Origin of the sequence: Candidatus Spongiihabitans sp., from assembly GCF_965237845.1 — a bacterium.
Lineage (GTDB): Bacteria > Pseudomonadota > Gammaproteobacteria > Arenicellales > Poriferihabitantaceae > Spongiihabitans.
Genome location: NZ_OZ250154.1, coordinates 2,635,428 through 2,657,729 on the forward strand (window position 1 = coordinate 2,635,428; position 22,302 = coordinate 2,657,729).

Consider the following 22,302-nt stretch of genomic DNA (forward strand, 5'->3'; position numbering starts at 1 on the left):
ACTTCAGAACGCAGATTTCAGCAAGTTGCGAATCGGTGCAAAACTGCGTCGATGCTGCTCGGTTATGCCATGAATTTGCAATGCTTGCAGATGTGCTTTTGTAGGATACCCTTTGTGGCGCTCGAATCCATATTGTGGGAATAAACCAGCCAATTCAACCATGTCCCGGTCTCGGGCTTGCTTGGCTAAAATGGAGGCCGCCGAGATTTCGCCATGTAGCGCGTCACCGCCAACCACAGCACAAGCAGGGCAATTCAAGTCTGGCAGCTTATTGCCGTCAATCAATGCGAATTGAGGCTGAATTTCCAGTCCTTCCACCGCTCTTTTCATCGCCAGCAATGATGCTGCCAGAATATTCATTCGGTCAATTTCTGCTACGTCAGCCAGCGCCACAGACCATGATAACGCCCGATCCTTGATAATGAGTTCGAGCTCGGCTCTTCGCCGGGGTGAAATTTTCTTGGAATCATCCAGTCCGTCTATGGGGTTTTTTCGATCCAGTATTACCGCCGCCGCAAAAACCGCACCTGCCAGCGGCCCGCGCCCAGCCTCGTCAACCCCGGCAATGTTCACAAATACGGTCATGATGATTCCAGTAATTTCACGATTGCCTTGCTCGCTTGCAGATTCGCATTGCGTTTTAACTGCTTGTGGAGGTCAATAAAGCCCTGTTCAAGTTTTTTCACTTTTTGCGGATTTTTTATAAATTCATTGACTGCATGCACAATATTATCCGACGTGGCTTGATCTTGCACCAACTCGGGAATAACCGGCTCAGGTAATAGTTGGTTCGGCATGGAATAATAATCTACATGTCGCAGTTTTTGGAACAGCCAATAAGCAATCGGGCTCAACTTGTATACAACAACATGGGGTCGGCACAACAATGCCGCTTCCAATGCCGCAGTGCCTGACGCTAATACGACGATGTCGGATGCTTCAATAGCGCCCCGCGATTGGCCCTCCAGAGTAAAAATCGGAAGGTGCTCGATGCTCCCGGCAACGTCGTAAAAAACCTTCTCCATTTTCGCATCGGCGAAAGGCAAAACAAATTGGACCGTGGAGTCAGCGTTATGAATTTTCTCAACCACCTCGACAAACAGGGCGCCCAGTTGCTTAACCTCTGGTCGTCGGCTGCCCGGCAATAGCCCGATCACCCTATTGCCTGGACTAATCGGTATGCCAATTTTTTTTCTGGCCGCGATTTTATCCGGTTGGCCAATTTCATCGGCAATGGGATGCCCGACACAGGTTACCGGGATTTTGTGTTGTTTGTAGAATTCCGCTTCGAACGGAAACAGGGTCAGCATGTGGTCAACTGCACGGCGGATTTTATGGATTCGATAACCTCTCCATGCCCAAACCGTCGGACTGACATAATGAATAGTGCGTATATTTTTCTTTTTAAGTTTACGCTCCAACGCCAAATTAAAATCCGGCACGTCTATGCCAATAAAAAGATTGGGTGGATGCGCTACAAATTTACGGTATAGCGCGGCCCTGATCTTAAGTATATCCCCGAATTTGTCGAACAATCCATCAATACCCATTAGTTCAATTCGATTCATATCGTACAGGGTGTCACAGCCTGCCTGACGCATTCTCGGCCCGCCGATGCCAACGAATTCTGCGCCCGGATACTCAGACATTAGCGCCCTAATCAGCCCGGCGCCTAATTTATCGCCCGAAGGCTCTCCTGCCACAATACCGATCTGCACTGCCTTGCTACGCATATCGCGCACCTATCGAATGATGCCGCGCTTGGAATGGCGTAAAAATTCGCTAAAGCTGATGCCCTCAGAATTGTTGCCGTTCATTTTCTCCACTTCATTTATCGCTGACTGAAGATCGAGGCTACGGCGATAAACAACCCGATATGCCTGGTTAAGCAGTTTAATCGACTGTTCAGAAAAGTTGCGCCGCCGCAATCCTTTTGAATTGATGCCAAATGGCTTTGCTGGATTACCCGCAGCGACAATGTATGGGGGAACATCCTGCAGACAGACACAGCCAATTCCGGTAATGCAATGCTGGCCAATTTTACAGAACTGGTGAATCAGGGAAAAACCGCCCAAAATTGCGTAATCGCCGATATCAACATGACCCGCCAGGCTTGCCCCATTGGCGAAAACAATGTGATCGCCCAGCACACAATCGTGGGCGATATGGGCATATGCCATAATAAAGTTATCGTTTCCAATTTTTGTGGCGCCCAGGCCATTCGCCGTTCCCCGGTTTATGGTGCAATATTCCCGTATTGTGTTGCGCTCGCCGATTTCAAGTTTTGTCGGTTCCCCAGCGTAGCCCTGATGTTGGGGCGTTTCGCCTATCGAACAAAACTGGAAAATCTTGTTTTCTTTGCCGATGGTGGTAAAGCTTCTGATGACAACATGAGGGCCAACCCATGTTCCGTTACCGATGGTGACCTCCGCTTCTACAATGGAATAGGGGCCGATGGTTATATTTTCTCCAAGTTTTGCGGACTCATCGACAATCGCTGTTTGATGAACTTCGGTCATGAAACACTAAAAAACTCGATAGGTGAACATGACTTCGGCGGAAGCAGCTAACTTGCCGTCAACGGATGCTTTGGTCGCATATTTCCATATTCTGCTTTTGTAGTTGGTTTGCTCGACTTCAATGATGAGTTGGTCTCCTGGTTCCACTAAACGCTTGAACCGGGCCTTGTCAACGCCGGCAAAAAGTAAAACCACATTTTCGTCGGTATCCGCTTCGGGACTATGGCTGGCTAAAATCGCCGAGGCTTGCGCCATTGCCTCAAGTATCAAAACACCTGGGAATACCGGCCGATCCGGAAAATGTCCCTGAAAAAACGGCTCAGTGATGGTTACGTTTTTGATTGCGGATAGCGTTTTTCCCAATTCATAGTCGGTTACCTTATCGATCAATAGAAATGGATAACGGTGCGGAAGCAGCTCTCTTATCCTGTGAATATCTATAGTCTTTGCTTCAGTCATTGTGCCTTCAATCATTGTCATTTCAGGGTTTGCAACCCTATTCTGTTCTTTTTATTGCGCGCTGTCATTATCCGGTTTTTTCGCGCGTCAAGTTTTTTCACCCAGTTTTTTGGTCTCGGCAACCAACTTGTCCAACCGCCGAATTATGGCGGCGGTTTTTCGCCATTGTTTGGCTGGTTGCACAGAAATCATTGACGCATACTCTCCTGCTGTTTTAATCGAATTGGTGACCAGGCTATTGGATAAAACAGTAACGTCGTCGACGATTTCCAAATGTCCGAGAATGCTGACCCGGGCGCCAAGCCGGCATCGTTGACCAATTTTCGCGCTTCCCGCTATGCCAACACCGCCTGCCATTATGGTGTTATCGCCCACTTGAACATTATGCGCTATTTGCACTTGATTATCGATCTTCACGCCGTTTCCGATTTTAGTATCTTGCAGGGCGCCCCGGTCGATTGTGGTATGAGCGCCAATATCAACGTCATCGCCGAGCAGCACGCTGCCGAGCTGCTCGATTTTTTCCCAGCCGCCCTGATTTGGCGCATACCCGAATCCACTTGCGCCGATAACTGCGCCAGGTGAAATACAGCAACGCTTTCCAATACGACAACCGTGGGAAATAACCACTTGATCTTCTATTACCGTGTGCTCGCCAATTTCAACCTGTTCGCCGATATTAACGCCATTGCCCACAACCACTCGGCGGCCCATTTTAACGCCCTGCTCAAGCGTGGAATAGCGTCCAATGCAGACGCTGTTTTCCAATTTAACATTTGCGGCAATGATTGCGGTGTCGTCAATGCCGGTTTGTCGATGGCGGGGATATTGCTTGAATAATTTACTTATTCGAGCATATGCAAGATACGGGTCGGCCACTATAATTTTGTTCCCGGCATATAAATCAACATGCTCCTGAGTGATCAAGACCGCACCGGCCCGTGTGACCTCCAACTGTTGTTTTTTTTTCTGGTCGCCAAAAAATGAAATTGAATCTCTGGTTGCGCGCTCCAAACTATGTATAAACTTAATTTCGTAATCGCCATCTCCCAGCACCACGCCTTCAACAATGTCGGCAATCCGGTTCAGTGAAATCATGGTTTCGCCTGCTATAATGACGCCTGTATCAATGGCGCCTGTTATAAACAACACTCGCAATAAATAGCCCTATAATAAATAAGAGCAGGCAATGACTGGACTTAAATGTGGCGTTAGATAAATTCACTGTTGCTGATAACGTTTGTTCAGTTCTTCCAACACTCTATCGGTGAAGTCTATGTCGTGACTCGCATACACAGCCTGTTGCACCACCAAATCTATATTTTCCTGTTCCGCTAATTCAATGATGACGGCAAATATCAGTTTTTCGAGTCTTGCCAATACCTGGTTTCGACTGCGCGCATAGTCTTCATTATAATTTTGCTGCTCATGCTGCAACGTTCTTTGCAATCCTCTTAGCGCATCCGCTTTGTCGCGAAGTTCCTCGGCGGAAAGAAGCGCCGCGTTTTTTTGCAACTCAGCTTCCTGCGCCTTGAATGATTCGATTTTCTCCTTTAACTCGCGGTTTCTCTCGCTGAAATTTTGTTCAAGGATTCTTAGTTCATCTTTGCTCTGGTGCGTCTCATCAAGGAGCCGACGCCCATCCACGTAAGCCAGTTTCTCCGCCTGGACTTGCATCGGCAGTGCAACAAACATCGTCAAACAGAGTAATTGCAATGCCAGTGCGGAAGTTGTTTTGTGATTCATGTAATAAATTTTTCAAGAAATAAATATAGCTCAGAAGCCAGCGCCATCGTAAATAACCATAACATTATCGAAACACCGTGCCGATTGAAATTTGCAGTTCTTCCTTTTTGTCGCCCGATTCATCATTAAACGGCACGCCATAACTGACGGTGAATGGCCCTATGGCCGAGAACCAGTTAAAAAACACGCCGGCTGAATACCGCAATTTGCCAAGATCGATACTTGCGGAACCTCCATATACCATACCACTATCCACAAATAGCCCCAGTCTTTTGTCATTGCTGTCGGCGCCGAAAGCGGGAAACAACGCTTCGACGCTAGCCAATACTCGGGTCGAGCCGCCCACGGGCTTGCAGGTTGTTGGGGGCGGGGTGGCATCACAATCATCAGTTACCGTGCTGGATTCTTGAGGCCCCAAGGAGCGCGCGTCGTAACCGCGCACCGAGCGTGCGCCGCCGACGAAATAGTTTTTGAAAAAGGGCAAGTCATCGATGTTCCCGTAGCCATTGCCATAACCGAGGCCGAGGCTGCTTTTGATTGTCAGTTTATCGCCTACTGGCAGGTAATGCGCACCTTGCAAATTCAACTTGTAGTATTCTAAGTCGCTGCCTGGCAGCGATGCTTCCAGCGAAATGGACCGGGTCGCCCCGCGCGTTGGAAAGAAAAAATCATCCCGCGTATCTTTTGAAAGACCGGTGGTCGCCACCAAGTTATCTGCCTCCGGGTGTTCTGTAATTAACGTTTTAAATGATTCTGGCGTTCCTGAAGAGGCTGCCAACTCAAGCCGCTCAAACGACAATCCAAAATTCACCGTATTGGTCTCGGTAATCGGAATTTTATACAACACGCCCGCAGCGCTTGCATCAAGCGTATAGGCTGAGGTGTCGACTTTGGCTGAATCCACCTTTCTGGTGGACAACGTAAAGCCGCGACTGATTCCATCCTGGGTATGGTAGGGATTGGTGTAAGCAATGGAGATGGTATTTACCGAATCTGAATCATTCACTTTTACCGCCAGGTTGCGGCCGGTTCCCAATAAATTGCGCTGATTGAACTCAATGCCGAACAACGCCCCATCTTCGTCGGAATAACCGGCTGACACCAATATCGACCCGGTGTCGCGTTCGGTGACGATAACTTTCATGTCAACCTGATCGGTGGTTGCCGCTACCGACGGGGTTTCAATTTGCACCGAGGCAAAAATTCCCAAGCGCCTCAATCGGTCTTTGGAGCGCCTGATTGCGGATGCCGAATACCACGAACCTTCAAGTTGTCTTAATTCCCTGCGAATGACTTCGTCTCGGGTAAAAACGTTTCCGGAAATATCGATTCTGCGAACATAAACCCGGTGCTTTGGAATGATGGAAAAAATGGTATTGACAACTTTTTCAACCACATCGTCCTCAAACACAGATCGAACTTCGGCAAACGCAAATCCAGCATCAACAAAATGGCCGGTCAGCGCCACCCGGGATTGGTTGACCGCCTGGCGAGAGAATGACTGGCCCGGCTCAATATTAATCAGGTCCTGCAATTGTGCCGCTTCATCTTCATCAATGCCTTCAATTACGGATTCCCCGAAGGTATATACCGCCCCTTCATTGATGACGATGCCGATAAAAATATTTTGCTTGTTCGGGCTAATTTCAACATTGGATGAAACAATTTCGAATTCATGGTGTCCGCGATTCAAATAGTAGCTGCGAATACTTTCAATATCCGCTTCAAGTTGTTGCTTTGAATACTGGTCCTGGCGGGAAAACAGTCGGAATCCACGCTTGTCCTTAAGCTGCATTTCATCTTTTATCTTCTTGACCGATACCGCCTCAGCGCCAATAATATTAATTTTCTTTATCCGCGCAACTCGACCTTCGTTAATGTTTATCGTTATCGCAACGCGATTTTGATCAAGTTCTTCTATGGTTGCATCCACGGTTGCGGAATAGCGACCCATGGATAAATATGAGTTTTTGATATCCTGTTCAACCCGTTCCAAATTTCCGGTATTAAAAATCCTGCCTTCGACCATCCCTGCCTGCTCCAAGCCTTGTTTCAATGCTTCGTCTTTTAATTTGTTGTTACCCTTAAAAATGATGCTGGCTATAGAGGGGCGTTCAACAACCGTAACCACCAGAACCGTGCCGTCCTGGCCGAGAGAAACTTCTTTGAAAAACCCGGTCTTGAATAACTCTTTTATGCTCAGCCGTGTTTCTTCATCGTTTACTTCATCGCCCACTTTCAATGGCAGATAATTAAAAACCGTACCCGCTTCCAGTCTTTCCAGGCCCTCGACCCGGATGTCGGTAATCGTGAACGGGGTGATCGCAAAAGCAAATTGAGTCAATGCAAATTGAGCGGATGCAAGGCATAACACGATCAGTGTAATTTTTTTCATGGTTATTCTACGGATTATTAATTTACTTCGATAGCGCTTTGCACAACCATGGATAATACCTCAGACCGGGCAAAAGCCGCATCGGCAATCTGAATAGAATATGACGGAAATGTTAGGGAGCCACCCACGCTGGCGACAATGGTGAACAGTATCATAAATTTACAGTAATCGCATAATGTCGTTATAAAACGCCAATACCATTAGCATGAGGATCATGGCGATGCCGATTTGCTGCCCCCAAATCATAATTTTTTCCGATGGCGCCTTGCCGGTTATTGCTTCAATCAAAAAATACATCAAGTGCCCGCCATCGAGAACCGGGATAGGCAATAGATTTAACAAGCCCAGGCTAACGCTGATGATAGCCAGGAATTTTAAAAAATCAGCATAACCCGATTTTACTGTTTGCCCGGCCAACCGGGCGATGGTGATGGGGCCGGATAAATTTTCCGATGACATTTTTGCGCTCAACATTCGCCCTAACGAGCGCAGGGTGATGGCCGTGGTTCTCCAATTATAGTCGAGTGACTGCCAGATGGATTCGAGGGGTCCAAATCGTAATGTCATATTCTCTAGTCGCGGTCTGTATAACCCGATCCGACCATATTGTTTTCCATCAACGGTGACTGAATTGGCAACCAGTGAAACATCAAACTGTTGCTGCCGCCTTAAAATAGTCAGCAGCAGCGTTTCACCCGGTTTTTTAGAAATTTGCCTGGCCATATCAATCCAGTCATGCACCGCTACGCCGTCAATCGCCAAAATTTCATCCTCGGCGATCAGTCCGGCTTGCTCAGCCGGTGAATTTTCCACCACCTTGCTCACCTTGGCGGCGGGCGCAGGCGGCCAGATGCCTATTAGCGAGGTAATTGGCTGCCCGGCAACGGTTTGCTGATCCAGCTCGCTAAAATCAATCTTTATGGTTCGACTGCCGTGCACCGGGTTGGCGACGGAAAATTCCAGCGGGTTTCCCTTCATTGCCTGATGCAACATATAAAACTGATGCTGTCCCCAGGTTTTTACCGTCTTCCCATCCAGCTTGAGCATGACATCGCCCGCCTTGAACCCGGCGTTTTCCGCAATGGATTTTTCAACGACCTGTCCTACAACCGGTTCAATGTCTGCGCTTCCGCTGACAAATACCAGCCAAATCGCAAAAATCGCAAACAGAAAATTAAAAATTGGCCCGGCCGCAACCACTGCGGTGCGCACCGCAAGTGATTTTCTATTGAACGCCTGGTGGATTTCTTCTGGCGCAACATCTCCCTCCCTTTCATCCAGCATTTTAACGAATCCTCCTAACGGAATAATGCCAATGGAATACTCCGTGGGATCGTTTTTTCTTCGCCATTTAAGCATCGACTTACCAAATCCTATGGAAAACTTCAGTACCTTGACACCCAGTTTACGCGCCACCCAAAAATGCCCATACTCATGCACCGCAACTAAAATTGCGATAGCGAGTAAAAACCCCAAGAAACTATAACCAAAATCACTCATCTTCTTTTCTTAACATGACTAAAATAAATTACCAGAACATCTTATTAACGCAGAACTGCGTTAGTTAAATGACGCACAAAGCAACTCTTTACACTCCATCCTCGCGGCGCGGTCAGCGGCTAACACCGTGTCCAGATCGTTTGCGTTATCAATATCTGATCGCTCCATTGTACGCTCAACCAACCGCGCGATTTTATCAAAAGTAATCTGTCCATTCAGAAATGCGTCCACTGCCACCTCATTGGCGGCATTCATAGTCGCAGGCAACGTTCCGCCGCTTTGTGCTGCATTTTGAGCCAGTCTTAATGCCGGAAAGCGACCGTCATCCGGAGCTTCGAAATCGAAGCGGGCAATTTCTCGCAAGCTTAGCGGCTTGGCGCCAGACGCTATTCTATTCGGCCATGCCAAAGCACTTGCAATGGGCGCCCGCATGTCGGGGCTGCCCATTTGCGCGAGGATTGATCCATCAATGTATTCCACCATGGAATGAATCACGCTTTGGGGATGAACCACAATTTCGATCATGCTTGCGGATACACCGAACAATGCACAGGCCTCGATCAACTCCAATCCTTTGTTCATCATAGTCGCGGAATCCACAGAAATCTTTCGCCCCATTTGCCAGTTTGGGTGGGCGCAGGCTTGGTCTGGTGTGACCGATGACAGTTTATCCAGCGGTAACTGTCTTAACGGCCCGCCAGAACCGGTCAATAATATTTTCTTAATGCCCAGGTTTTTAATGTCCAGGTTTTTAATGCCCAGGTTTTTAATGCCCAGGTCTTCGGTAGCCGTTGCATTGCCACGGCCATTGAGATGCGCCAAAAACTGTTGCGGCAGGCATTGAAATATAGCGTTGTGTTCACTGTCCAGAGGTAACAGGCAGGCCGCATTGTCTCTGGCCAACTGCACGATATATTCGCCCAGCATCACCAAGGGCTCCTTATTGGCTATCAAAACCTTGTTGCCCGACTTTACCGCGGCAATCGTCGACATCAATCCGGCTGCCCCGACGATAGCGCATACTATTGTTTCGCCCAGTTGACCCGCAATTGAACATAGCGCTTGTGGTCCGCTTTCCAAATCAATACGCATGCCTGTTTTCTTGATTTTTTTTTGTAGTTCCTGTGCACAATTTGGATCTACCATCACAACTTTTTCGGGTTGGAACTTCTGGCATTGCGCGAACATCACCGACACATTGGTATTCGCCGACAACGCGCAGACATGGTATTTATCCGGGTGCCTTGAGATCACATCCAGGGTGTTTATCCCAATTGAGCCGGTGGAGCCCAACAATGTTACTCCGATGGTCTTGCCGGTGGTCATAGCGGCCATTTCCCCGGCATTATAAAAACAGGCGTCATAAAAACCAGCGTCGCAAAGACCGGTGTTGCTGCGATTACACCGTCAATTCGATCCAAAACACCGCCGTGTCCGGGTAATAAATGACCACTATCCTTAACGCCTGCGAGTCGTTTTAACCGACTTTCGTACAGATCGCCCACCACACTAAAAACGGCGGCGCATAACCCCGCTGCCATCCAAACCGATAAAATATCAGATGAAAAATCGAGCACAAAGAACCCAAACAAACCAGCGATTAAAAAAGAGCCAAACAAGCCGCCAATGACGCCTTCCACGGTTTTATTTGGGCTTAAACCGGGCGCCAGCCTGTTTCGGCCAAATGCCTTGCCGGTGAAATACGCAAAACTGTCGGCGGCCCAGACCATGACCAATAGGGCTATGGTTGCAATTGGCCCCTGTTCAGTTTGCTGATGGAGAAGAACCAGTGCTGCCCAGGCCGCGAGCAAACAAAATACGCCCAGGGGAAATGCACACTTCGAACCCGATGCCGAACTAGACACCGAACCAGACAATTGCGATCGATTAAATCGTTGTCCGAATTGTTGCAAGGCATAAATTTGATAAGCCCAAAATAAAGCGGCCAGAGCGCATATCGCAAACAATAATTTGGGTTGGGAAACCAACCACCAGGCTGCGACCGCCAACCCAATGGCTGCGATTGAAAATATCCCTGAAGATTTAATGGTTAATCGGTTCCATTCATATAATCCCATCAGCGTCACAGCCAAAAGAAAAACGCTGAACCAGTGGGTTGACAGGGTCAGGGTCAGCAGAATAACTACCGGGGCCAACACCAGGACGGTAATAATACGAACCAACATTATTCCAGTTGTTTAATTTGTGCACTGGTCTTGCCAAAACGTCGTTGCCGGTTTGCAAAGGTTTGCAACGCCTTATCAAAACATGCTTGATTAAAATCAGGCCAATAAATATGGGTAAAGTACAGCTCTGTATAGGCTAATTGCCATAACAAAAAATTACTTATTCTTTGTTCGCCGCCGGTGCGAATAAAAAAATCCGGTTCCGGAAGTTCATGGGTGCATAACTGCGATTCGATCAGCTCAGGGGTGATTGATGCGGATGGAATCTCTCCCTGCTCAACCAACTCCACTATGGATTTGCACGCTTCCAGCAGGTCCCATTTACCGCCATAATTGATGGCGATGGTAAGATTTAGCGCTTTATTGTTGCGGGTAAGTTCATCGGCATCGGTAATGGCCTGCTGCAATCGCTGTGGAAATCTGCTCAAATCCCCAATTATCCGCAGTCTGATCCTGTGCTCATGCAAGCCAAGCAGTTCGTTTTCCAACGTTGACGCTAACAGCTCAAGTAAAAGTGTTACTTCGGTAGAGGGGCGTTTCCAGTTTTCACGGCTAAATGCAAACAGGGTTAGATAGGGAATTCCGCGTTGGCCACAGGTTTGAACCATGCTTTTTATGATCTCGACACCCTGGCGGTGTCCGGCAACTCTGGGCAGTCCCCGTTGTTTCGCCCAACGCCCATTACCATCCATGATTACCGCAATGTGCCGCGGCGTATTGCCATAGTTTTCGACTGGATCTGGAGCAGACACGGCAGAGTAATTTGAAGGCGCAGTAAAAGGCTTTTTATTTCCCGAATAAAACCTAAACTTCCATTACTTCTTTTTCTTTTTCCGTGACCACGCTATCGATTATCCCAATATACTTATCTGTTAATGCCTGCATCTCGGTTTCCGACCGTTTTTCCTGATCTTCGGTAATTTCCTTTTCTTTTAAAAGCTCCCGAGCGGTATGGATGGCATCCCGACGAATATTTCTGATCGCAATCTTGCCATTCTCGCCCTCGTGTTTAACTACCCTGCCGAGTTCGATGCGACGCTCTTCGGTCATCGGTGGCAATGGAATTCTCATGCTCTCACCCGCAGTAACCGGATTCAATCCCAAATCCGACTCCAGAATCGCTTTTTCAATCACTGGCAGCATTTGTTTTTCCCACGGCTGCACGCTCAGTGTCCTCGCATCCGCAACGGATACGGTAGCAACCTGGTTTATCGGGGTCGCTGTGCCATAGTAGTCAACCGACAAATGATCTAAAAGTGCAGTGGTGGCGCGCCCGGTGCGAATTCGAGCCATTTCGTCCCGAGTCGAATCCACGGTTTTATTCATTCGTTGTTCGGCATCTTTTTTGATTTCATTTAACATGACTAAAAACGCTTATGGTAGGTGATTCTTTTCACAAAAATGAGAACGGTCAGCAAAGGGGATATAGTAGCAGAAACCCAATACGGATATTGATCGCAGACGCATCAGCGCCTCAACATGCAGATAACGAATTGCAGATGACCCACCAGGATTGCCGCGGGGTGCCGCCAAGGGAGAGCAAGTGGGGTGAGCAAGCGCCGTTAGCGCGATCAGCATGAGCGCCGAGCGTTTATCAGGCGCCCGCCTGGGCCATTACGTCCGCGACAAAGTCATGCTTATGCTTTTCAATGCCTTCGCCAACCTCAAACCGCACCATCCGGGTTATGGTCACGCCCGCTTCTTTTATCAAGTCGCCAACAGTTTGATCAGTATTTTTTACGAAAGGCTGCCCAAGCAACGTATTTTCTTTCAGGAATTTCGTTATGCGACCGCCCACCATTTTCGTTATGATATCCGCCGATTTTCCACTTTCTTCAGCCTGGGCAATAAAAATTTCTTTTTCTTTATGCAGCAAACTACTGTCCATCTCTTGTTCAGAAATGCACAAAGGCCTGCTGGCGGCGATGTGCATTGCGATATCGCGACTCAGTGCCTTAACGCCGTCCTTGATGCCGTCTGCAGTACCGCCACTTAGTTTGACCAGCACGCCGATTTTTGAGCCATGCAAGTAACATCCGACAACACCGTCTTCTGCGTCAACCCGAGCAAATCGCCGGACGCTGATGTTTTCTCCGATTTTGGTAATTAACGCCTGTCGAGCGGCCTCCACAGAATGACCATTTTCTAGATTGATTGACGCCAGCCACTCGTTGTCAGTAGCGTTGTCCGCAGGCACGTTGCTCAAAGCCGCCTGGGCAACGCTGTTAGAAAAACTTTGAAAGGAGGCGTCTTTGGCAACAAAATCGGTTTCACTGTTGACTTCCACCAATACGCTGGCAGATGGGTCATGAGCGGAAACAATGACACCTTCGGCGGCAATACGTCCCGCTTTTTTCTGTGCCACAGCGGCCCCTTTTTTACGCAAATTTTCTATCGCTAAGGCCATAACATTGGCCATATCAACATTGGCCATATCGCCACCGGCTTCGGCCAATGCTTTTTTGCAATCCATCATGCCCGCGCCGGTTCGTTGGCGCAGTTCTTTAATCATTGCTGCAGTAATTGCCATTTATTCAGGCTCCTGATAATGTGTTATTTGGTCTATCAACCAGAAACAATTTGTTTTTGAAAAAACTCCGGGCAGCTTCGGTCTAGGTGGTTTTTGATGTTATTTTCTTTTTAGCGGCTTTTTTCTTGGTCACTTTACCCTGTTTACCCCTGGACGTTTTTTCTTTATCGGCGTCTTTTGTTTCTGCTTTATTTTTGGTCTCTTTCTTACTGGCAATTTTCTTCCTGGTTACTTTCTTCCTGGTTACTTTTTTGACTTCTGGTTTTTCTTCTGGTGCGGAAGGCGCTGCATCAGCCGCCGCGGCTGGTTTGGCAACTGACTTCTTTACCACAACCTTTGCGCTGACCGTGGTCGCAATCTGGTCCAAATCATCGACTTCAACGTATTCGTCGTCACCCGCGACGATGTCTATGCTTTTGGCGGCGGCGCGGGCTTCAATAATCGCGTCCGCGGCCGCTTCCAAATACAACGTGATCGCCTTGGAGGAGTCATCGTTGCCAGGTATGACATAGTCCACGCCTTTCATGGAGCAGTTGGAATCAACTACCGCAATGACAGGAATACCCAGTTTATTGGCTTCAGCCACCGCGATATATTCATGCTCAACATCAATCACAAACAAAGCGTCTGGCAGGCCGTTCATATTTTTTATACCGGAAAGCGTTCTATCCAGTTTGGCGCGCTCTCTTTCAAGGGATAATCCTTCTTTCTTGCTTAATCGCGCAGTCGCATTTGAGGCGATGCGCTGCTCAATCTCTTTTAGGCGAACAATCGAATTCTTTACGGTTTTAAAGTTAGTTAACATGCCGCCCAACCAGCGGTGATCAACATAGGGTGTCGCGCAACGGATGGCCTGCTCTCTTACGATTTTTCCTGCCTGGCGTTTAGTGCCGACAAAAAGTACGTTGCCGCGTTGATTGGTAACCGATCCGATGTAGTTCATTGCCTCGTTCAACATAGGCAATGTTTTATCCAGGTTTATAATATGGATTTTATTGCGGTCGCCAAAAATATACGGCGCCATTGAGGGTGACCAGTAACGCGTCTGGTGTCCGAAGTGCACGCCAGCTTGCAGTAGCTGGCGCATAGTAATCTCTGTCATGCAAATGTTTATTGTGTCGTGGGTTGAGCCTCCACGGTTACTGTCGCCAACCTGCAAAAATCGGCTTCATTGCTGTACCATTAACGAAGCTGGCTTTGCCGGCACCCAGGCGAACATAATTGCCGTGTGCGAATTAATGCCGATACGCTATTTATGGTTAGCGCATCGGCATCAGGGTGGCGGATTCTACCAAAAAGAGTTGAATAAAAAAGCGTAATTTGGGAGCATAGCCATCCTTTTTCGCATAATTATGATAAAAAATGCCTGTAACCATCAAAAATAAGGAAGAAATCGAAAAAATGCGTGTCGCCGGGCGTCTTGCCGCCCAGGTACTCGATATGATTCAGGGGGAAGTCAAAGCCGGCGTTTCCACCGAACAGCTCAATGCCATCTGCCATGACTACATCGTTAACGAGCAGGATGCCATCCCGGCGCCGCTAAATTACCGTGGCTTCCCCAAATCAATTTGCACCTCGGTCAATCATGTAATTTGCCATGGCATCCCGTCCGACAAAGTTCTAAAAAACGGTGACATTATCAATATTGATATTACTGTGATCAAGGATGAGTTTCATGGCGATACCAGCAGAATGTTTTATGTTGGAGAACCCTCTATTCGAGCGAAGCGGCTGAGTGAAATCAGTTTCGAATGTATGCACAAAGGGATTGAACTGGTCAAACCCGGGGTGCAGCTCGGTGATATCGGGCACGTGATTCAGCAACATGCCGAAAATAATGGTTTCTCAGTGGTTCGTGAATACTGCGGCCACGGCATCGGTCGGGTGTTCCATGAAGACCCGCAAGTTTTACACTACGGAACCCCTGGAACCGGGCTGGCAATAAAACCGGGCATGACGTTTACCATCGAACCCATGGTCAATGCCGGCAACAAGGAAACCCGGCTGCTCAAGGATAACTGGACCGTGGTCACCAAAGACCGAAGCCTTTCTGCACAATGGGAGCACACCATACTGGTCACCGATAGTGGTTACGAGATTCTCACCCTGCCATGAGCCGCTTGACTCACGCCGAGTTATTTGACGCCACTCGTTTCGATGGTCTGGATGAAGACCATAATAAAGCCATTAAGACATTTCAGTCGGTCCTGGACAATGGCAAAACCACTCTCGCCGAGTATCACCTTGAAGGCGGTAGCGCTGCTGTCCTTAGCAGGCAACAAAGTTGGTTGATCGATCAAATCCTGGTGCAGAGCTGGCACCGATTCTTTCCGGTTCACGGGTCGATTGACACTAAACACCCTGCGCCGTCTCTCATTGCAGCTGGAGGGTATGGGCGGCGGGAGCTGAATCTTGAATCCGATATCGACCTGCTTTTACTATTGCCGGATAGAATTCAAAAATCTCAACTGGGAACCATTGAGTCATTTATTGAGTCGTTTATTCGATTTTGCTGGGATATTGGCTTAAAGGTCGGGCATAGCATCGGCAAAATTTCCGAGTGCGTTAAGTTTGCATCGAAAGATTTGACCGTTATAACCAACATAATGGAAACTCGACTGATTGAGGGAGATCAATCGCTATTCGAAAAACTGCAATCAAAATTAAGAGCGAAGCGCGTATGGCCCGCGGATGAGTACTTTAAAAGCAAACTTCAAGAACAACAGGCGCGTCATCTACATTTTGGCGACACTGCATATAATCTGGAGCCAAATTTAAAGGAAAGCCCGGGCGGTCTTCGAGACTTGCATATGATTAGCTGGATTGCCAACCGCTATTTTGGAACCAGCGATTTCGCTGAACTGGTAGAGCATGACTTTCTTACCGATCAGGAATATCAAGCACTTATCAAAGGGCGGAATTTTCTGTGGACCCTGAGAAATGGACTGCATTTGCTTGCCAATCGTTGCGAAGACAGATTGTTATTCGACTATCAACGAGATCTGGCCAAACAGCTTGGATATAAACAGCAGGAAAATCATCTTGCCGTAGAGCAGATGATGAAACGTTATTACCGCACCGTGAAAGAATTACAGTTGTTAAATGAATTGTTGTTACAGCACTTTCAGGAAGTCCTTCTCCATATCAAAAAGCCGCAAACCCAAAAACCGAGACCTCGAAAAATCAATAGCCGATTTAACTGTGTCGGCAATTTTCTCGAAACATCTCATGCCGCCGTATTTGAACAGCAGCCAAACGCGATCCTGGAACTGTTTTATTTGATGCAACAACATCCGAAGTTAATTGGCATCCGCGCAAGCACCATTCGCCAGCTGCGCAGCAATCTCCAGATAATTGACAGCGATTATCGCAAGGACCCGGCAAATCAAGCGACTTTCCTGAATATTTTCAAATACCAGAAAGGCTTAACCAATGCACTGCGTCGGATGAATGCATACGGTGTGCTCGGCGCATTCTTTCCGGAATTCGGAAAAGTGGTCGGACAAATGCAGCATGATTTATTTCACATCTTCACCGTGGATGCGCATTCACTATTTGTAGTGGGCAATATCCGTCGCCTTATGTTGGACAAATACAAAGAAGAATTCCCGATTCTCACGACGATATTGAACCAGTTAAATCGACGCGAGCGATTGTACCTGGCTGCGTTATGTCATGACATTGGCAAAGGCAGCGGTAGCGACCACTCGGTCGCAGGAGAAAAAATAGCCCTGGCTTTATGCAACCGACTTGACTTGTCTGAATACGATGCGCAATTGGTCGCCTGGTTGGTCAGGAATCACTTGATTATGTCCTGGACCGCGCAACGTGAAGACACCTCGGCTTCCAGAGTAATAGACCGATTTGCCGAGATCGTTGGCGATCAGGAGCATCTTGATAACTTATACCTGCTTACCGTTGCGGATATCCGTGGCACCAGTCATAAAGTTTGGAATGAATGGAAAGGTCAGTTGCTGTTCAATTTATATACCGCGACATCGCGCCGCTTGCGCTCTGGAATAAGCGGCGCACAAGCCATTCGCCAGCGCATTGGTGATCGCAAGCGGGCGATTAGAAAATTAGTGGGCAAATCAATCACCGAAGCCGCATTAACGCAAGTCTGGGCGCAATTGGATCAGGAATATTTCCTGCGTAACGGCCCTGAAACCTGCGCCTGGCATGCACAGCAGATTGAAAACGCCAGATTGCTCGACCTGCCTCTGGTTGCAACGCGCTATCGCCCGGGAATCAAGGCGCGACAAATTCTTGTGGTGGCTCCGGAATCGGACAATTTATTGCCGCAAAGCACGGCCGCCGTCGACAAACTTGGATTAAGCATTCTTGATGCCCGAATTCATAAAACCAAATCAGGGCTGGCGCTATTGGTTTTCGTGACCGTAAACCAGGATGAAATAGCGCAGACAAAAAAATCCCTGGATTTTCAAACTGAAGAAATACGCAAGTTTTTACTGTCTCCGCCGGCGCATTACACGCCACTATCCAAAAACCTGCCGCGCGCGTTCAAGCAATTCAAAGTCCCTACGGCCGTCGCCTTTTCCGACAACCAGGAACTGGGACACACCACCATGGAAATCATTGCTCAGGACCGTCCCGGATTGCTATACCATGTCTCCATCGCATTGCTTGAATGCAAGGTGCGTTTGATATCGGCAAAGGTTTCCACGGTCGGTGAAAAAGCCGAAGATACATTTTTTATTATTGATCGGGATGGCAAACCGGTGAGTTCGCATGAACAGCGCGCTTGCCTGGAAAAAAGCCTGAAAAATTACCTCAACTGATTTATAGGCAGGCATTCAAAAACAGTCTTGAAACTTGAGTTGTGCGGCTTCAGTTATGAAGAGTGAATTATGAAACAGCGAGAGAATTTAAGAAAGGAATTTGTGAGCAAACACCAGTGGGGTGGCGCGGAATTATTGCCGCTGTTTTCGGACGCCTCTTTTCGGCAGTATTTTCGCTTGGCATATGGCGGCAAAACTGCGATGTTGATGGATGCCCCTCCCGAGCATGAAAATATCCAGCCATTTTTGAATGTTACGAATCATCTTCAACGGCTCGGGCTGCGGGTTCCACAAATATTTTCCCACGACACCCGCAACGGATTCATTCTGCTGGAATATCTGGGAACCAAAACCTTTACCGCGCTGTTAAATGCGGGCGAGAAAGAATTCCCATTGTATAAAAAAGCGATAAATGTTTTGGCTAAATTACACAACAGCCCAAACGCCCTAAACATTAATGTCGGCAACTACGATTTTGAGCGATTAATCAATGAAGCCTGCTTGTTCACCGGGTGGTATCTGCCTGCCGTCATTGGCGAACCGGTCAATGAGCAGCGGCGAGCGAATTACATCACCGCTTGGAAGGCGATCTACAACAATTTGCCGAAAATCGAATCCACCTTGGTGCTGCGGGATTATCATGTGGACAATCTTATGCTGGCGGATGATCAGTGCGCACTGCTCGATTATCAAGACGCGGTTATCGGCTCCCCCGCTTATGATGTTGTGTCACTGCTGGAAGATGCCCGCAGGGACATCGATGCTAATTTATACACTCAAACTTTAGCGGCTTATTTTAATCAACGCCCAAAAATAAATCGTCAAGCATTTAACCACCACTGTATGGTCTGGGGCGCCCAACGTCATTGCAAAGTGGCCGGGATATTCATGCGGTTATGGTTGCGTGACAATAAACCGCGCTATCTGGGTCATCTAGCCCGCGTGATGAAACTATTGCGAAACAAACTGGATAACCCGGCACTCGCTCCCCTGTCCGCATGGTTCGATCAAAATGAGGTCAGCCTGAATTACCAGAAACCGCAAGCCAGTCGCGAACAAATACTGGATAAGATATGCATGATGCTGACGTAATTTCGATTATCCCGCTCAGTCATCTGGCGATTGCTTTTATTCCGGCTTTGCTGGTTATCGCACTATTTTATTGGTGGCAACTAAAGATTGGATCTGTTGTGTATGCGTTTATCCGCATGCTGGTGCAACTATTATTGGTTGGGTATTTTTTATTGTGGATTTTCAATGCCGGCCAATCATGGATTGTACTGATACTATTACTGGCGATGGTGGCGATCTCCAGTTGGATATCGCTACGCACCGTGACTCAACACAGAACCGCTCTTTATCTAACCGCATTGGTTTCAATTGCAATTGGAGGGGGCATTACCCTCGCTCTGGTGACGCAGATCGTTCTTGAAACAGACCCGTGGTTTCGCGCAAATACCCTGATTCCTCTGGCCGGCATGATTTTCTCGAACAGCATGAATGGCATTAGTCTGGCTGCGGATCGTTTGATTATCGAATTAAAATCGAGCGCCGATTATCGCCTTGCTCGCAATGCGGCGTTACACACGGCGCTGATTCCCATGATCAATTCATTGTTTGCCGTGGGGCTGGTTGCCTTGCCCGGCATGATGACCGGACAAATACTTTCCGGGATTTCTTCGCTGATTGCCGCACGTTACCAAATTATGGTGATGTGTATGCTATTCGGCGCTGCGGGATTGTCCACAATATTATTTTTAACGCTGAGCCAAAGGCACTGGGTCAACCAGACTGAGCTGTTGAAAAATCGCCCAACTGATAGAGTGGACTGACAAAATTATCTGCCGATTAGAAAATTTTATTTTGGCGCGACCGTTCGTAGCCAAATTGCGTAAATATTGGTGTATCTTTGCAAACCATGAACAATGAAATTATTACCGCCTTAATCGCTTTCGCTTTCGTCTCATCGATTACCCCGGGGCCGAACAATTTAATGTTGCTGACTTCTGGAACGAATTTCGGTTTTAAACACACAATTCCGCATATCCTGGGCATAGTCACAGGATTTACGGTGATGGTCGTGCTGGTGGGTGTCGGGTTGCTACAACTATTCGACGCTTTTCCGCTCAGTTATTTGATGCTCAAAGTTTTAAGCGTCGCTTATCTTTTTTATTTGGCTTGGAAGATCGCAACCTCAGCACCATTAGAAAATGACGATACGCTCTCGGAAAGCAAGCCCAAGCCATTTACATTTTTGCAAGCGGCGTTGTTCCAATGGGTTAACCCCAAGGCCTGGGCTGTGGCTTTAACGGCGATCAGTGTTTATACACCACCGTTCCACGCAATTATTAATGTGGTGATGGTGGCAGTGATTTTTGGCGCCGTCACGCTGCCGTCAACCAGTGCGTGGGTGTTGATCGGCGCTCAGATGCGGCGATTCTTAACTGATCCATTCAAGCTGCGGGTATTCAATGTATGCGCCGCCCTGTTATTAATTGGATCCCTCTATCCGATATTGTTCAGCGCAAAAATCTAAGCAATCTCTGATTAATTCAGAGCATTTCTACGCTGTACGACCTCGCCTTTTCACATGCAACCCGCGTGGATGCCTATACGCGCCGCGGAAAACGGGACAACGATAAGACCTGTGCATGCTCCCGATTGATGGCGAGGGGGTTTGCGGCAACGGAAATCGGTGTCAATGCCGTAATGCGCTGACCGGGTTTGACGGCAAACAGCCTGGTCTAAACTCCTCGTCTGTCATTCAATATTTTTTCCACCGTAGCGGCGACTTGATACAAATAATCATCCTGATTATGACTCAATGAAACCATTAAACCAACCGGCGCATCGCCCGGCAGGTTGCAGGGCAGACTCATTGAACAGCCATTAAAATAATTAACGGCAGCCGTATTTCTCAGGCAACGTAGATTTATTTTTGTGGTATTTTCTGGAACCATGGCCTCGGCGATGGTCGGTGGCACACAGGCTACCGTTGGATAGATTAATCCGTCCGCCTGCTGTTGTTCTATAACACGGTTAAAGTCAAGACTCAATTCGGTCTTTTCCTGGTATCGGGATTGTTGTTCCTGCTCAGTAACTTTCCGGGAATTTTTGAGCCGCTGAGATACGAAAGGATCGTATTCGTCTTCATATTCCTGAATCAGAGACTGATGATGTTGCCAGGCTTCGTAACCGACAATTGGGCGTTTGAAAAACATATCAACGCATCGATCAATCACAGGCATGGGGCGATATTTTATTTCTACTCCGGAATCTTCAAGCCAGCCTAACGCACTTTCAAAACTCGCCTTGACTTGATCATCCAAATCCTCCAGCACCACCGACTCTGGAACCAGCAAACTCAAGTTGTTGCTGTCAAGCAGCTGCGGTTCAGGAAGCGCGCCGGCCCCAGAATACGCCCCGGTGATGACTTGATCCAAAATGAAGCAACTATCCAGGTCTACCGCCAACGGCCCCGGGGCATCAGAAGTGGGCGACAATGGATACACATTATTGAGTGAATAGCGTCCATAACTGGGTTTAACACCGACTATGCCGTTAAATGCAGCCGGGATGCGACACGACCCTGCGGTATCCGACCCCATAGTCGCGGCAACGATGCCTTCGGCCACACTGACCGCGCTGCCCGAAGATGACCCGCCGGGTAATCTTCCCGTTTCCCGCTCCCAGATACTTTGGGGGTTGCCATAGTGGGGATTTAATCCCATGCCGCTAAATGCAAACTCGCTCATGTTTGTGCGACCGAGAAAAAGCAACCCTGAATTGCGAAGCGGCGCAATGACATCGCAATCCTGAGCTGCTGCCTTGGCAATATTCTTTAACACCGTGGAGCCCGCGAGAGTGATTTCCCCTCGCACATCGAATAAATCTTTTAACGTGATCGGCAACCCGGACAACGGCGATAACGGCTTAGCGGATTGGATTGCCTGATTGATGAGTTTGTCAATGGCTTGCGCCTTATCCACGATATCGTGATTAATCGAAATAAAAACATCCTCGCTTTGCCTTGCTTTTTCCAACCGTTCGGTCACCAGGCTTTCAACGCTTATTTCTTTTTTTTGAACCTGATCCGCCAGTTGGCGAAGGCCGAAATGTGAATGAATGGCTTGGGACATTGTCTTGATTCGTTGTCCATTGAATAATA

21 protein-coding genes are annotated in these 22,302 nt (G+C 48.0%); 5 read left to right on the forward strand and 16 right to left on the reverse strand.

Annotated elements, in window-relative coordinates; genetic code table 11:
• Positions 1–3 precede the first annotated feature (3 nt).
• The 15 genes from rnhB to rpsB form a co-directional block, all read right to left on the reverse strand.
• Positions 4–573: a ribonuclease HII gene (gene rnhB, locus ACPXXB_RS12775; RefSeq protein ID WP_423911199.1), complete on the reverse strand. Its 570-nt coding sequence runs from the start codon at positions 571–573 to the stop codon at positions 4–6.
• Positions 574–581: 8 nt separating this feature from the next.
• Positions 582–1,733, reverse strand: a complete 1,152-nt coding sequence (gene lpxB / locus ACPXXB_RS12780; protein ID WP_423907946.1) for a lipid-A-disaccharide synthase — start codon at positions 1,731–1,733, stop codon at positions 582–584.
• Positions 1,734–1,742: 9 nt separating this feature from the next.
• The gene (gene lpxA, locus ACPXXB_RS12785) at positions 1,743–2,519 is read right to left on the reverse strand and encodes an acyl-ACP--UDP-N-acetylglucosamine O-acyltransferase (RefSeq protein WP_423907948.1); all 777 of its coding nucleotides are present in this window, start codon (positions 2,517–2,519) and stop codon (positions 1,743–1,745) included.
• Positions 2,520–2,525: 6 nt separating this feature from the next.
• The gene (fabZ, locus tag ACPXXB_RS12790) at positions 2,526–2,993 is read right to left on the reverse strand and encodes a 3-hydroxyacyl-ACP dehydratase FabZ (protein ID WP_423907950.1); all 468 of its coding nucleotides are present in this window, start codon (positions 2,991–2,993) and stop codon (positions 2,526–2,528) included.
• Between the two features lie 72 nt (positions 2,994–3,065).
• Positions 3,066–4,076 carry a UDP-3-O-(3-hydroxymyristoyl)glucosamine N-acyltransferase gene (gene lpxD / locus ACPXXB_RS12795; protein ID WP_423907952.1) on the reverse strand — a complete coding sequence of 337 codons (1,011 nt, stop codon included), beginning with the start codon at positions 4,074–4,076 and terminating at the stop codon, positions 3,066–3,068.
• Between the two features lie 123 nt (positions 4,077–4,199).
• Positions 4,200–4,724, reverse strand: a complete 525-nt coding sequence (locus ACPXXB_RS12800) for an OmpH family outer membrane protein (protein ID WP_423907954.1) — start codon at positions 4,722–4,724, stop codon at positions 4,200–4,202.
• A gap of 64 nt (positions 4,725–4,788) precedes the next feature.
• Positions 4,789–7,119 (reverse strand): outer membrane protein assembly factor BamA, encoded by a 2,331-nt coding sequence (gene bamA, locus ACPXXB_RS12805; protein WP_423907955.1) that lies wholly within the window; start codon positions 7,117–7,119, stop codon positions 4,789–4,791.
• A 17-nt stretch (positions 7,120–7,136) separates the two neighbouring features.
• The gene (locus tag ACPXXB_RS12810) at positions 7,137–7,274 is read right to left on the reverse strand and encodes a hypothetical protein (protein ID WP_423907957.1); all 138 of its coding nucleotides are present in this window, start codon (positions 7,272–7,274) and stop codon (positions 7,137–7,139) included.
• Between the two features lie 4 nt (positions 7,275–7,278).
• Positions 7,279–8,619, reverse strand: coding sequence for an RIP metalloprotease RseP (gene rseP / locus ACPXXB_RS12815; protein WP_423907958.1), 1,341 nt, complete (start codon positions 8,617–8,619; stop codon positions 7,279–7,281).
• Between the two features lie 60 nt (positions 8,620–8,679).
• Positions 8,680–9,954 (reverse strand): 1-deoxy-D-xylulose-5-phosphate reductoisomerase, encoded by a 1,275-nt coding sequence (dxr, locus tag ACPXXB_RS12820; protein ID WP_423907960.1) that lies wholly within the window; start codon positions 9,952–9,954, stop codon positions 8,680–8,682.
• The gene (locus tag ACPXXB_RS12825; protein WP_423907961.1) at positions 9,942–10,805 is read right to left on the reverse strand and encodes a phosphatidate cytidylyltransferase; all 864 of its coding nucleotides are present in this window, start codon (positions 10,803–10,805) and stop codon (positions 9,942–9,944) included. The genes dxr and ACPXXB_RS12825 overlap by 13 nt, the downstream gene beginning before the upstream one ends.
• A complete protein-coding gene (uppS, locus tag ACPXXB_RS12830; RefSeq protein WP_423907963.1) occupies positions 10,805–11,557 on the reverse strand; it encodes a polyprenyl diphosphate synthase in 753 nt (250 codons plus the stop codon). The genes ACPXXB_RS12825 and uppS overlap by 1 nt, the downstream gene beginning before the upstream one ends.
• A gap of 52 nt (positions 11,558–11,609) precedes the next feature.
• Positions 11,610–12,167 (reverse strand): ribosome recycling factor, encoded by a 558-nt coding sequence (gene frr, locus ACPXXB_RS12835; RefSeq protein WP_423907965.1) that lies wholly within the window; start codon positions 12,165–12,167, stop codon positions 11,610–11,612.
• A 232-nt stretch (positions 12,168–12,399) separates the two neighbouring features.
• On the reverse strand, positions 12,400–13,335 hold the full coding sequence (tsf, locus tag ACPXXB_RS12840) for a translation elongation factor Ts (protein ID WP_423907967.1): 936 nt from the start codon (positions 13,333–13,335) through the stop codon (positions 12,400–12,402).
• 82 nt (positions 13,336–13,417) lie between these two features.
• Positions 13,418–14,437, reverse strand: a complete 1,020-nt coding sequence (rpsB, locus tag ACPXXB_RS12845; RefSeq protein ID WP_423907968.1) for a 30S ribosomal protein S2 — start codon at positions 14,435–14,437, stop codon at positions 13,418–13,420.
• Between the two features lie 260 nt (positions 14,438–14,697).
• Here rpsB and map point away from each other — a divergent pair, with 260 nt between their 5' ends.
• From map to ACPXXB_RS12870, 5 genes are all read left to right on the forward strand, one after another.
• Positions 14,698–15,450, forward strand: coding sequence for a type I methionyl aminopeptidase (map, locus tag ACPXXB_RS12850; protein WP_423907969.1), 753 nt, complete (start codon positions 14,698–14,700; stop codon positions 15,448–15,450).
• Positions 15,447–18,134, forward strand: coding sequence for a [protein-PII] uridylyltransferase (glnD, locus tag ACPXXB_RS12855; protein WP_423907971.1), 2,688 nt, complete (start codon positions 15,447–15,449; stop codon positions 18,132–18,134). The genes map and glnD overlap by 4 nt, the downstream gene beginning before the upstream one ends.
• Before the next feature lie 69 nt (positions 18,135–18,203).
• A complete protein-coding gene (locus tag ACPXXB_RS12860; protein WP_423907973.1) occupies positions 18,204–19,226 on the forward strand; it encodes an aminoglycoside phosphotransferase family protein in 1,023 nt (340 codons plus the stop codon).
• Positions 19,208–19,966, forward strand: coding sequence for an ABC transporter permease (locus ACPXXB_RS12865; RefSeq protein WP_423907975.1), 759 nt, complete (start codon positions 19,208–19,210; stop codon positions 19,964–19,966). Before ACPXXB_RS12860 ends, ACPXXB_RS12865 begins: the two co-directional genes overlap by 19 nt.
• Positions 19,967–20,052: 86 nt before the next feature.
• Positions 20,053–20,670 (forward strand): LysE family translocator, encoded by a 618-nt coding sequence (locus ACPXXB_RS12870; protein WP_423907977.1) that lies wholly within the window; start codon positions 20,053–20,055, stop codon positions 20,668–20,670.
• A 208-nt stretch (positions 20,671–20,878) separates the two neighbouring features.
• Here ACPXXB_RS12870 and ACPXXB_RS12875 read toward each other — a convergent pair whose 3' ends face one another.
• Complete coding sequence (locus tag ACPXXB_RS12875) at positions 20,879–22,273, reverse strand: amidase family protein (protein ID WP_423907979.1); 1,395 nt, start codon at positions 22,271–22,273, stop codon at positions 20,879–20,881.
• Positions 22,274–22,302: the final 29 nt, after the last annotated feature.

Coding starts and splice junctions, on each gene's coding strand:
- lpxB (WP_423907946.1), bottom strand. CDS start 1,733: ATGCGTAGCAAGGCAGTGCAGATCGGTATTGTGGCAGGAGAGCCTTCG.
- lpxA (WP_423907948.1), bottom strand. CDS start 2,519: ATGACCGAAGTTCATCAAACAGCGATTGTCGATGAGTCCGCAAAACTT.
- fabZ (WP_423907950.1), bottom strand. CDS start 2,993: ATGATTGAAGGCACAATGACTGAAGCAAAGACTATAGATATTCACAGG.
- lpxD (WP_423907952.1), bottom strand. CDS start 4,076: ATGATTTCACTGAACCGGATTGCCGACATTGTTGAAGGCGTGGTGCTG.
- ACPXXB_RS12800 (WP_423907954.1), bottom strand. CDS start 4,724: ATGAATCACAAAACAACTTCCGCACTGGCATTGCAATTACTCTGTTTG.
- bamA (WP_423907955.1), bottom strand. CDS start 7,119: ATGAAAAAAATTACACTGATCGTGTTATGCCTTGCATCCGCTCAATTT.
- ACPXXB_RS12810 (WP_423907957.1), bottom strand. CDS start 7,274: ATGATACTGTTCACCATTGTCGCCAGCGTGGGTGGCTCCCTAACATTT.
- rseP (WP_423907958.1), bottom strand. CDS start 8,619: ATGAGTGATTTTGGTTATAGTTTCTTGGGGTTTTTACTCGCTATCGCA.
- dxr (WP_423907960.1), bottom strand. CDS start 9,954: ATGGCCGCTATGACCACCGGCAAGACCATCGGAGTAACATTGTTGGGC.
- ACPXXB_RS12825 (WP_423907961.1), bottom strand. CDS start 10,805: ATGTTGGTTCGTATTATTACCGTCCTGGTGTTGGCCCCGGTAGTTATT.
- frr (WP_423907965.1), bottom strand. CDS start 12,167: ATGTTAAATGAAATCAAAAAAGATGCCGAACAACGAATGAATAAAACC.
- tsf (WP_423907967.1), bottom strand. CDS start 13,335: ATGGCAATTACTGCAGCAATGATTAAAGAACTGCGCCAACGAACCGGC.
- rpsB (WP_423907968.1), bottom strand. CDS start 14,437: ATGACAGAGATTACTATGCGCCAGCTACTGCAAGCTGGCGTGCACTTC.
- map (WP_423907969.1), top strand. CDS start 14,698: ATGCCTGTAACCATCAAAAATAAGGAAGAAATCGAAAAAATGCGTGTC.
- glnD (WP_423907971.1), top strand. CDS start 15,447: ATGAGCCGCTTGACTCACGCCGAGTTATTTGACGCCACTCGTTTCGAT.
- ACPXXB_RS12860 (WP_423907973.1), top strand. CDS start 18,204: ATGAAACAGCGAGAGAATTTAAGAAAGGAATTTGTGAGCAAACACCAG.
- ACPXXB_RS12865 (WP_423907975.1), top strand. CDS start 19,208: ATGCATGATGCTGACGTAATTTCGATTATCCCGCTCAGTCATCTGGCG.
- ACPXXB_RS12870 (WP_423907977.1), top strand. CDS start 20,053: ATGAACAATGAAATTATTACCGCCTTAATCGCTTTCGCTTTCGTCTCA.
- ACPXXB_RS12875 (WP_423907979.1), bottom strand. CDS start 22,273: ATGTCCCAAGCCATTCATTCACATTTCGGCCTTCGCCAACTGGCGGAT.